We start from the raw sequence: 11,213 nt of genomic DNA on the forward strand, positions 1-11,213 counted from the left end.
ATCAGTTGTCAGTTGTGTCTTTTTGCCACTGACAACTGACCATTGACTAACCTTCATAATCCATGAGAACTTGTACCCATTGTGGCGGACGGGGGATAGGATTTCCCAGGCGATCTAATAATAACCATGCTGCCAGATGTACTACAAACAGATAGATAAAGTTATTGAGGACAATCAAGGCGATGGCTCCCATTTGAATCAAAAACACACTAGGAGTCGCTAATAATTCCAGCTTCAGGAATACCCATTCTGTAATTTCTGTTACTTGATTGATTACATAAATCCACAGGTCTTCACTCGATAACACAGACAGCAACCACATCCGAAAAAAGAATCCCAAAGTGCCCAACAGCGTGCCCAAAGTGATAGAAACAATCCAGGGAACGCGACGATACCAGGTTGCTCCTAGTAGCACGCCCATGAAAGCGTAGGGCATAACAAATAGTAGACTGCGGACTGGCCCCATCAACACCGACAGCAGTAGCCCAGAAGTAACTGCCGCCATCCATGCTGCTCGTTTGCCCCAACGGAGGTAAACTAGAGCGATCGGTACAGGAAAAAATATCCGCAAAACTGGTCCCAAGGGAAAGTAGTAATTAATAAACCAAATCAGGCTGGCAGTACTGGCTAAAAAGGCTGTTTCTACCATCCTCAAGGGTGCATCAACTTTCATCTGGGGAGGCTTTAACTGCTCTTGTTTATCTAACCATTGATTTGGGGGAGTTGGAGATTCAGGAGATTGATCTTCTTCTGGCTCATCTGGCAGCGAATCTAAAATACTCATTCTTGGACTTGTTAAACTATCATTCTTTCCAGGGCTGACAGATCGGGAATACAAATTGTGTCCTGATCCCGTCTGATCAAGCCTTTTTTTTCCAGCCTTGTCAATACTCTTGTAACTGTTTCTCGCGCTAGTCCACTTAAACTACTCAATTCTCGGTGAGGTAAATTGGGAATTTCGGTTCCTGTCTGTGCCTGTTTTCCCTGTCCTTCTGCCAAAAACAACAACGTGTCTGCTACCCGCGACTGACTATCAGATTCCCGCAAGCGCAGTCGCCGATTCACTTGCCGCAAGCGCCGTGCCATCAATTGTGACAATCGGACTCCTGCCATTGGTTCTGTATGAAGTAACTTGACAAAATCCTGAGAGGGCATACTGCCAATTACTGTGGCAGTTAAGGTAATAACATCGGTAGAGCGAGGTACTTCATCTAGCGCTGCCATTTCACCGAACAATTCTCCCTTACCAAGAATATTCAGCGTCACCTCTTTCCCTTCCATATTGTAGGTACGAATTTTTACCCATCCATCAACTATAAAATAGACCGAACCACCCCAGTCATTTTCCAAGAGAATCACCTGATTAGCTGGGTGCGTGCGGGTAACAAGATTGGTAAGGGCTATTTCCACAACAGGTTCTGGCAACCCTTGAAAAAAGGGAGCCGAGAACATCCAAGGATTGGTCGGTGCTTGCAAGCTATATCGATCTTCCATTACGACATCTTTATTAAAGCTGCTATCTATAAAACAAACAAGAGCGCTATATTCAGCCTAGGCGATCAAAGCACAGCCATTTTCAAAAATAAAACTATGTGACACAAGAAAACGAGGAGAATGTTTTTTACAGACAATCTTCATTTAGTAGGGGTTGAAATTAAGTCAACCTTTGGCACACAGCAGTTTATCCTCTCTTAGAGTATTATTTGGGTATTTACTGCAAAGATGATTAGTTAAAAATATATGCAAACAACATCAATGATACTTAACGTAGTTAATTTTTGCTAAGGTAAAATTTTTACCTGTTGACCGTAATAGAGAATCAAGTAAAAAATCCCATCTTGCCATTTCAGTTACTCTTTGGCTACATTAATTGCTCGTGTGGGTGCAAAGAGGAGGATATTTGTCTTGTAGATCCGGATCCGTAAATCAAAGTTCGTCTATCCAAGACTATTTGCTTGGCTATTGCATTTTTTATGTTTTTGATAACGATCGAGCCGAGAGACTGTAACATCGCCTGTATGGTGAAAGGTCACAGCGCCTTGTAAACCACCTTGTGCTGACAACTGCAAAATACCTTTTGTATTTCTAGACTTTAACTAGCTTCCAAGCTAATTTTTCTCAACTGCGCTGATTGACGATCGCTACGACTCCTAGTAAGCCCAAAATAATTGCACTCTAGAGTCTAAATGGCAGCTTTTAAACTTCAATACTTTAATAATTGTAAAGTAATTCCCACACCAGTTAACGTACAGTTCTAGCTAAGGTAATTCAAAGTGACTTCCCGCGAAGATGAAATAAAAAAACTGATCGCAGACATTGACAACTTACTTAATAGTAGTGGCAAGCGCCTGTCTAAGCTTATTTCTAGTCAAGGGCCGGAAGCCCGAGAGGTTTTAGAACGAATCCGCACTTTTCTTGTGCAGCTAAACCAGAGTCAGGCGCTAGAAAACGATATTCAAAAGTCCGCCGAACAGCCACAACTATCGCCTTTGTTGGCAAAATTTATCGATCGAGGTCATAACCAATCTTCGACACAGCACAACCAACCCGACCAAGAACAAAGTAATTTTATACCCCAAGAATTAAAAAGCGAATTGTCGGCATTTCTCCAGCCGCTGCAAGCAGAATTAACAGCGATGTTGCAAGAGCGGGCGACTCTGGCGCAGGAAATTAGGCAACTAGAGCAAAAGCGACTGCATCACTACTCCTTAAGCCAGCAGTGGGCAAACCAGGAGCAGATGATTTCCGAATTTTTACAAGTACTTACAAATCGTCTAGTACCAAATTTAACACCTCAGATGGCGGAGAATTTGGCAAATTCCACTCATTCTGTCAAAGCAAGCGATCCAGAGCTAACGACTCAACCTTTCTTAGAATCATCAGATCGGGCGCAACGGTTAACACAGCTAGCCAAGGAATTAGATCGACGTTTACTATCACTGGATGGCACTGTAAATGTTGTCTTTGACGCATTACAGCGCAATATTAATACTTATCATGAGTCTTTATCTCAAGCACTAGCCAGAATGCATAGTACGGGAGTGCAAGGCGAGCAGCTGATGGCAAGTTTTCTTAACAATTTGACGCAGTATTTGCAGCAACAAGCTCTCATTCAGCCATCTGTCTTAACAGGAGAAAATGAAACGCTTGCGCGATCGCCATCCCTGTTAAATCGGGCAAATGCTGTTATTCCAGAAGTTGTCAAACCAACTCCAAGTAATGAAGTTGCCAGCCAAGCGTTGGAGCCGATCGAGTCAGAGGCTTTATTTGCACTTGCAAGTAACCAACAAGAAAATGTGTATGTCGATGGCGATCGCCTCTTTGAACAAGAAGATGCGGACACAGCGATCGAAGAAGATCTGGATGCAGTGCTTTTACAGCTTGGCGTAGATGCACCTTTCTCTAGCTCCAATACTACTACCGCAGTAGAATTGCCACCCGATAGTTTGGAATTAATTGGTGATGAAGTAGATCAACTTTACGCCAGTTTGTTTGGTACTAGTAGCTTGGCTAAATCCAGCCTAGAAGACAACCAAGAGATTGCAAAAGAGGATTTATCGTCGTCAAATATTGCTGAAACTACGGCTACTTCCGCCACAAATCTAATAGAAACAGAGGATGTATCGGTAGCAAGTATTCCCAATAATGTACCTTTAGATAATCCAGTAGAACAAATAGATGCTGCTGTAAATACGCCAGATCCTTGGCTGGAACAATCAGACGTAGGTCTTCTGAATTTAAACGACACTAATCTACAAGAAACACCAAATGATTCAATAGAACCTACATCCCCATTAGAGTCATGGCAAGTATTGTTTTTTGAGGAAGATAATGACCTAGCCACACCTCCAGGTCTTTCTAGCTGGCAACAAGAAGCAGGTTTAGCTACGGACAGTGTCCAATTTCAGCCCAGCAGCGCTGATACAATTACAACCTTGACCGATTTATTCGCTGATGTAGAAATTGAGGAACAGTTGCCGGAAGTTTCTTTTCGTTTAGCAGCACCAACTGTAACACCAATGCCAACAATTGCCCAAAAGTTGGAAGTAGGAATTAACAAAGACGAAAAGCAAGAGGAGTTGTTAGATACTTACATTCCAGCTTCGCCTCAGGAGAATTTGCTCTCGCCAGAAATAAACCATCCGACCAACGTACCTGATATTTCTTTGGACGAAGAGCAGTTACAGCAATTACATCAAGATTTGGCAAAATTTGATGAACAGCTACACTTCCTGTCAGCAACTGCTAGTACCAATGATTTAGCTGACGATTTCCCACAGTTGCCCAAGTTAGAATCTGTCCCTGAACAACAGAATGTTACTTTCTCTCGTGTAGAAGTCTCCAAGATTACGCCTATATCTTTGCCGCAAACAGAAGCTGACTTAGACTTTAGCCCTACAACCGAAAAAAAAAAGGAAGTTACACCTTCTGGGGAAGACAACTCCATCATTTCAGATTCCCCATCTATAAATAATCTTCTTGATTCAGTTTGGTATTTAGGAATTGATTTAGGTACAACTGGAATTTCTGCGGCACTATTGAATCGCTCCACTTTTGTTGTTCATCCAATCTACTGGTCAGCAGAAAACCAACCGGGAGCCACTTCCTTCCAGCAATCGTTTCGTTTACCAGCAGAAGTTTATCTGCCGGCTGCTTCTGTACCTCAGGCGGAAACTCAAACTACACAAGTGCAGGAGTCAAAAGCTACAAATCCAAGGAAAAATCTCTATTCAGCGCAGTTAAAACCGTATTTACAGGTAGCTATCCCCTACAAAAGTAGACAGCAAAAGTGGGAACCCGTACTGCAATTCAATGAATTTTCTGCGGGGCCTTTGATTTGGGTGGTGCGATCGCTCTCGAAATTATTGTTAACCTTGAAGTCAGACCGCCACAGCACAACTCAGGGTTTAATTGCCACAGCAATTGGTCTAGATGCACAGACTTTCCATCAAATTATTAATAACATTGCTGGCGCGATCTGCACCTGTCCATCTAGCTGGTCGGAACAATATCGCTTCAATGTGCGCGAAGCTTTACTCACTAGCAAATTAGTTCAACATCCCCAGCAAGTATTTTTTGTGGAAGAAGCGATCGCTAGTCTCTTGAGCATACTTGATGGCGATAATGGCGAAACAGTACAAATCAGCGATCGCCAAGGGTTGCGTCCAGTCAATACCAGCGATCGTCCTTTGGTAGGTAATACCCTTGCCATAAACATTGGGGCAACTGCCACAGAAATGGCACTGGTTGATTTGCCAGAAAGTTTGCTGCAATTAGCACATCAAGATTTTATGCTGCATGGTTTTGCCTATGCTAGCAAAGGAATTGAGCAGGATATTATTTGCCAATTGCTGTTGCCACCAAAGTATCAGCGATCGCGCTTTGAAAACCAGGATGATGACAAAACTACTCCCAGTAACCCTTGGCAATGGCAACCAGCCTTTGTTGGTTTAGACCAGATGCGTTGGCAGAGTTTGGGGTTAGAAGACTTGGATTTACCCAGAGTAGGCGAACCAGATATCACAGCTCGCATTCGCCTCCAGCAACGCTTAGAAAGCTCTTTGTTAGGACAAGCTGTAATAGATGCAGCCCTAGCTCTGAAGCTGATTTTACAACATCAAGATTCTTTTACCCTAGAATTAGCCGATCGGCGGTGGGTGTTGCAGCGACGGGACTTAGAAAACCAAGTATTTGTCCCCTTCGTACGCCGCCTCAACCGCGAACTCAATAAGTTATTGGTAGCGCGTGGCATACCCACAGAAGCAATTAACCAAGCTGTTTTGACTGGTGGAGTCGCTTCTTTAGGAGTCGTGAACAATTGGCTACGGCAAAAACTTCCTAATGCTAGGATTATTCAAGATTTTTATCTTGGCGAAAACAGCGCTCCCAATTGTAGTCGGGTTGCTTATGGTTTAGCTATGCTGCCTCTGCATCCCCAGGTTTTAGAAGAATCTAGGCAACAGTACACCGACTATTTCCTGTTTACGGAGTTGCTGCGGCTTTTGCCCAACCGTACTTTATCTTTTAGCGAAGTTCTGCAACTCTTTGAGGGTCGTGGCATCAATACTAGTATCTGTCAGCAACGCCTGTTGGCTTTCTTAGAAGGTGAATTACCTCCGGGTTTGATACCTTCGACTCTAGAGGCTGCTACTTGGCTTACCCACAGTTCCGATGAAAATCCTGATTACCAAGCGATCGCAGCCGCACCACTTTTTGAAAAACAAGGGAATCTCACTTATCGTCCCAATTCCCAACAGATGTTCGCTTTGCGTCACTATCTGGATGCCATTAAAGCTAGTATTCAGCAGTCGCTGGAAGAACCTTATACTGTGAACTTTGTCTCAGAAGTTACTCATTAGTCCTGAGTTAAATGACTCAGGGCAGCCTCAATAAATAAATATGCAAAGCTGAATGCCCAGTCTTTTGGCGGATTTGAGGAACTAAAGCAAAGCATTCGCTTCGCAGCATTTTTAAGCGCTTTTAGATTGATGTGCGCGTTAGCACAGCATGTTATTTTTTTATTTTAGGGAATAATACGCAAAATTTAAAATACTCTAGTTTAATTGAAAGATTGTGTAAACTTTAGGGTTTATGTTGTGTGTTGATTAAAATTTTGTCTATATTATCACTCAGTACACAGCCTGTATCAAGCAATAAACAATAAAACAGTAAAAATTAAAAATAAGTTATGTCCCTGCCCACTTTTACTTCTGATGAAAGAGGTTGTGCTGTGGATAATTTAGCCATATTAACTTATCTTAATTCAGTTAATTTTTCCCAACAACCTCTACATCGTTCAACTGCAAGTGTTACAAAACGCACAATTGATATTGTAGGAGCCGTTGTTGGGCTGATAATTACAGCCTTGATAACAATTCCAGTAACAATTGCAACTATTATTAGCAATCCCGGGCCGCTATTTTATTCTCAAATTCGCTGTGGTTTGAACGGAAGACCTTTCCGCATCTGGAAATTTCGTTCTATGGTAGTTGGTGCTGATAAACTCAAGCATCTGGTCAAAAACCAAGCTAAAGGTCATATTTTCAAATCCATTGACGATCCTCGCATTACACCTATAGGTAAATTCCTGCGGCGCACCAGCTTAGATGAATTACCTCAATTTTGGAATGTTCTTATGGGGGACATGAGCTTAGTTGGTACTCGTCCACCTACTCCTGATGAAGTCATGCATTACGAACCGCACCACTGGGAAAGATTGCGGGTCAAGCCAGGCATGACCGGCGAATGGCAAGTTAACGGTCGTTCCAGCATCAAAGACTTTGAAACTATTGTGAGTATGGATGTCGAATATCAGCGTAAGTGGTCTGTAGCTTACGATTTGAATTTGATATTAAAAACTATCTGGGTGGTGTTGAAAAAGAACGGTGCTTATTAGGTGTTGATTACAGAGTTTTGCAAATGGCAATCGATCGACCTGAAAATTACTTGCTGTAAATGGTTAATTACCACTCTAAATAGCTAAGATTGCCTATTATTAAACTGATTCAAAATTAAGAATTTCAAATTTAATATTTTGGCATTTTTAATTGTGAATTTTGAATTAGATACTTTAACCCTTGACTCCACTACCAGTTTCTGTAGGTACAATATAGCGCTGTAAAAATACAAATAATATTAGTACTGGGACAACAGAAATTATTGAGCCAGCGGCAACTAAACGCCAGTCTAGGGAAAACGTACCTGCCAGTTTCGCTACGCCCAAAGGCAGTGTGTATAAGCTTTCGTCTTGAATCACAATTAAAGGCCAGAGAAAGTCGCTCCAAGAACCGATAAATACAAAAATAGCCAAAGTGACTAGTGCTGGGCGAACTGCTGGTAACATGATATGCCACCACAAACCTAATTCCGAACTCCCATCCATCCGCGCAGCTTCTTCTATTTCTTTGGGGACACCCATAAAAGCTTGTCGTAGTAAAAAAATGCCAAAGGCAGAAGCTAAGCTGGGAAAAATCATTCCCAAATAAGTATTTCGTAAACCTATTTTGACTGTCAAAATATACAGGGGAATCATAACGATTTGAAAGGGAATCATGATTGTCGAGACGATCGCAATAAAAATCCAATCCCTCCCTGGAAATGACAATCTTGCCAAAGGATATGCTGCTAAAGCACAAAACAGGAGATTCAAGCCTACAGTCAGCACAGCCACCAGAGTACTGTTATATATGTACTGTCCAAAAGGTAAAGATTGCCACACCCTAGAGAAATTTTCTAGTGTCGGCTGAACTGGTAATAACTGCGGCGGTGACTGTAAGATACTTTCTGTTGGTGATTTTAAAGCTGTACTAATTAGCCACAGCAACGGGAAGAGCATTACAAGGGCGATCGCACCTAAAATTACATAAATTAACACAATCTTCAGTTGTGAATTGCGCTTGAAAAAATTCATAAGTAACCTGAGTTTACTAATTTGAAATCCAATTATAAACTGTGAAATACCTCAATCAATTAATCCGTAATTTGGCAATAAAAATATATAAAGAATCGTGCTATATACTTGTTTTTATATTTGAAACATCATAATATAGTAATTGTATTTGTCTATATACATAACGTTGTATTTGACGCGCCAAGGACAATTGTCCTTGGCGCAAGATATTTTCAAATGACTTGTATTTCTCCTCCTCTGAATACTTGATACTTTCAATTGCGGTTTTCTTTATCGAAGAACAGTAAGAGTGTTAATCAAAACTAAGAACTAAGTAGGTAGACATAATTAAATGTAAGATGTCATTGCGTTCGCGTAGCGTCTCGTAGAGAGGAGGAACGACGTAGGCAGAGCCTTCTCGTAGAGAAGCAATCCCAGTCTTTGCGATTGCTTCGTTCCTCGCAATGACAGAACATATTATATTTATTTGCGCCGATCTACTTATCTCAAATAAACAGTTTTTCTTGGTTGATTTACACTGGTTGATCTTGAATTACTGCATAAGGTTGTGGTTCTCGCAAGCGTTGGGCAATTTGTTCGCGGCGATACTTTGCAAGTTCGCTGTAAAGCCTTTTCCGAGAGAGATTTACGCTGCCAACAGGTTCATGTTCTAGCAATGTATGCCAAGGTGAAAATAACATGCCCTCATCGAGACGTTTGCGTTCTTCAAAGTCAAATTTCTGACTGGGAATGCGGACAGTTGCAACTTTAATAAATGGTGAATCTGCTTCTTGCCATTCCTGAACGTGGTTTTCAATTGGCGTTTTTTCATCATCTACATAAAACTGAATCAGGAAGTCAAAAGACGCTTCTTGGCCTTCTATCGTCAAATATTTGACCATTACTTCCCGGAGATAGTTTTCTGATTCTGGAAGTGTTTCAGGAGGTTGTTCTGGCTGTTGAGATTTGACGGACAATTTGACAATTTTATTGCCAAACTTAAACGGAGCCATACTCCAATATTGAATCAAAAGTGGATTGTTTATCTTCTGACTACCAATTTTTTGCAAAATAGCAAAGGCGTAAGCAAGTTCCTCCATGCGTTCTGGGGTAAGTTGTCCGCTACCTGCTTTAGAGAGATCGGCGTAATCGCGAACATCTTTGGTCAGAAAAATAGGATAATTGTTGAGTATAAAATCTTGGGTTTTTTCTTCGTCATCCAGCACTTTTTGCCCGTCCACATTTATCACCTTGATGGCGATACCCCGGACATCAGGCTGGCTATCAGAGCGGAATTTACCACGTTTTTCAGGCGAACCACCACTAGAGAAACGAATCCAGGCAGGATAAGTTTGAGGAGTTTTGAACAAACCTACTCTCAGGTCTTCAGCAAGATTGGGTTCAATAATAAACTCTCCCCAAAGGAGTCCATGACTTTTGCTATGAATTTGGCGGAGGTCTGGGCCATTTTGCTGCTGAACTTGCAGGCTACTTGCTATAATCTCGTCGATTAGTGCTTCCTGCTCAGTAGTAGATGATACTGGATTACTCATGGAAAATATTTGATGATGTGTCTTCATCATCCTGAACCTTTAGTCTTTTTGAGTCAAGCCAGTTTCACTAAAAACAGTTTTTAAAGGTTTATCCCAAGGTTCGATAGGTAGTTGCGGCAAATAAGCAAAATCAAAGACAATGCCGATAGTTGGCTTGGCGAACCACTCCGGTGAATTGAGCAAGCGATCGTAATATCCGCCGCCATAACCCAAACGATATCCTTGATAATCGCAAGCAACACTGGGGACTAAAACTAAATCCACTTCTGCTGGATCTATGCTTGGCGCGTTTGCATGAGGTTCAGTAATACCATAAGCACCAATTTGCAAATTGTCGTTAGGTTCCCAGATATGCCAATGAAGGGATTTCCCAACGCAACGAGGAAATCCCCAACGGTATTTGGTGTTTGCAAATAATGGACTGAGGTCAGGTTCTTGGCGAAAGCTGAAATAAGCAAGTATTGTTTTTGCTTGGGCGAACAGAACAGAAGTTTGCAGATGAGAGCAAATGCGATCGCTTTTTTCTCTCCATTCTCGAACGGACATTGATTGCCGTGCTTTCAGCAGAGTCCGACGTAGTTCTGCTTTATTATCTGCTTTCGGCACGTCTAGCATAGATCGCTTTTTGGTAATTGAGATGCAAGTCCTTGGGAAAAATCAGGCATGAAGGTTAGCTTGTTCTTGCAACCAAGGATCTACAGGCTGTCCATCTTTGCGACGCAATTCAATTTCTACTACCATTACTTCCTTTGAACCAGGAGGAGCGGGTTTTTGATTAAAAACAATGTCATAATCCAATGGATTGTGATTGCGTTCTTTCAACCATTCCTGCACCTTGGTTGTGGCAAAGAATGATTGCCCTTGTTCAAACATACGGGTAATCTGCATTTGCAGCGTGTAGGGATTTATGCGACCCATTTTTTCTACCTTTGTAAAGTAATTTTTAGGGCAAACAAGATACCTGCTTTATATGATCTGATGTTAGTTGAGGTGTAGGTCTTTTGCCTACTTATCTGTCAAACCGGAAATTTTGGGTACAGACTGACTGAAGAATCGTAGAAGAAGCAGGGAAATAAGACCAAACTGTTCTTTTACTGTGGAAGTACGGTAAACCTCATAACCGATGGTTCATAACCCTCTTTTATCACTTTGGGAGAACCCAATCGCTGAAAGCCTTTCGAGGCTTTAATTTCTAAGTTTTGGCTATAAATTTTAGTTACTGTTAGAAAATAAAGGCTCAAAGCTTGACTCAATCAAAGTTTCAGAATCTT

Annotated in this window: 8 protein-coding genes; 2 read left to right on the plus strand and 6 right to left on the minus strand. The window is 41.7% G+C overall.

All coding sequences use genetic code 11. The features are described 5' to 3' along the window. Positions 1–46: 46 nt before the first annotated feature. Both RMY31_RS30905 and RMY31_RS30910 read right to left on the minus strand, forming a co-directional pair. A complete protein-coding gene (locus RMY31_RS30905) occupies positions 47–784 on the minus strand; it encodes a DUF2232 domain-containing protein (RefSeq protein WP_322658251.1) in 738 nt (245 codons plus the stop codon). A gap of 11 nt (positions 785–795) precedes the next feature. Beyond that, a complete protein-coding gene (locus RMY31_RS30910; RefSeq protein ID WP_322658250.1) occupies positions 796–1,494 on the minus strand; it encodes a Crp/Fnr family transcriptional regulator in 699 nt (232 codons plus the stop codon). 779 nt (positions 1,495–2,273) lie between these two features. Here RMY31_RS30910 and RMY31_RS30915 point away from each other — a divergent pair. Both RMY31_RS30915 and RMY31_RS30920 read left to right on the plus strand, forming a co-directional pair. Then, positions 2,274–6,359, plus strand: coding sequence for a hypothetical protein (locus tag RMY31_RS30915; protein ID WP_322658249.1), 4,086 nt, complete (start codon positions 2,274–2,276; stop codon positions 6,357–6,359). 329 nt (positions 6,360–6,688) lie between these two features. After that, the gene (locus tag RMY31_RS30920; RefSeq protein ID WP_322658248.1) at positions 6,689–7,396 is read left to right on the plus strand and encodes a sugar transferase; all 708 of its coding nucleotides are present in this window, start codon (positions 6,689–6,691) and stop codon (positions 7,394–7,396) included. Between the two features lie 174 nt (positions 7,397–7,570). Here RMY31_RS30920 and RMY31_RS30925 read toward each other — a convergent pair whose 3' ends face one another. From RMY31_RS30925 to RMY31_RS30940, 4 genes are all read right to left on the minus strand, one after another. Continuing rightward, positions 7,571–8,410: a carbohydrate ABC transporter permease gene (locus tag RMY31_RS30925; protein ID WP_322658247.1), complete on the minus strand. Its 840-nt coding sequence runs from the start codon at positions 8,408–8,410 to the stop codon at positions 7,571–7,573. 512 nt (positions 8,411–8,922) lie between these two features. Next, positions 8,923–9,942 (minus strand): catalase family protein, encoded by a 1,020-nt coding sequence (locus RMY31_RS30930; protein WP_322658246.1) that lies wholly within the window; start codon positions 9,940–9,942, stop codon positions 8,923–8,925. Positions 9,943–9,981: 39 nt separating this feature from the next. Beyond that, positions 9,982–10,557 carry a 5-formyltetrahydrofolate cyclo-ligase gene (locus RMY31_RS30935; RefSeq protein ID WP_322658245.1) on the minus strand — a complete coding sequence of 192 codons (576 nt, stop codon included), beginning with the start codon at positions 10,555–10,557 and terminating at the stop codon, positions 9,982–9,984. Positions 10,558–10,599: 42 nt separating this feature from the next. Beyond that, positions 10,600–10,860 carry a hypothetical protein gene (locus tag RMY31_RS30940; RefSeq protein ID WP_322658244.1) on the minus strand — a complete coding sequence of 87 codons (261 nt, stop codon included), beginning with the start codon at positions 10,858–10,860 and terminating at the stop codon, positions 10,600–10,602. Between the last annotated feature and the right edge of the window lie 353 nt (positions 10,861–11,213).

The organism is Dendronalium sp. ChiSLP03b (assembly GCF_034531165.2).
GTDB lineage: Bacteria > Cyanobacteriota > Cyanobacteriia > Cyanobacteriales > Nostocaceae > Dendronalium > Dendronalium minutum.

What these genes read in the sequence shown, in the direction of transcription:
- RMY31_RS30910 (WP_322658250.1), bottom strand. Translation starts at nt 1,494, where the DNA reads ATGGAAGATCGATATAGCTTGCAAGCACCGACCAATCCTTGGATGTTC.
- RMY31_RS30920 (WP_322658248.1), top strand. Translation starts at nt 6,689, where the DNA reads ATGTCCCTGCCCACTTTTACTTCTGATGAAAGAGGTTGTGCTGTGGAT.
- RMY31_RS30935 (WP_322658245.1), bottom strand. Translation starts at nt 10,557, where the DNA reads ATGCTAGACGTGCCGAAAGCAGATAATAAAGCAGAACTACGTCGGACT.
- RMY31_RS30905 (WP_322658251.1), bottom strand. Translation starts at nt 784, where the DNA reads ATGAGTATTTTAGATTCGCTGCCAGATGAGCCAGAAGAAGATCAATCT.
- RMY31_RS30940 (WP_322658244.1), bottom strand. Translation starts at nt 10,860, where the DNA reads ATGGGTCGCATAAATCCCTACACGCTGCAAATGCAGATTACCCGTATG.
- RMY31_RS30930 (WP_322658246.1), bottom strand. Translation starts at nt 9,942, where the DNA reads ATGAGTAATCCAGTATCATCTACTACTGAGCAGGAAGCACTAATCGAC.
- RMY31_RS30925 (WP_322658247.1), bottom strand. Translation starts at nt 8,410, where the DNA reads ATGAATTTTTTCAAGCGCAATTCACAACTGAAGATTGTGTTAATTTAT.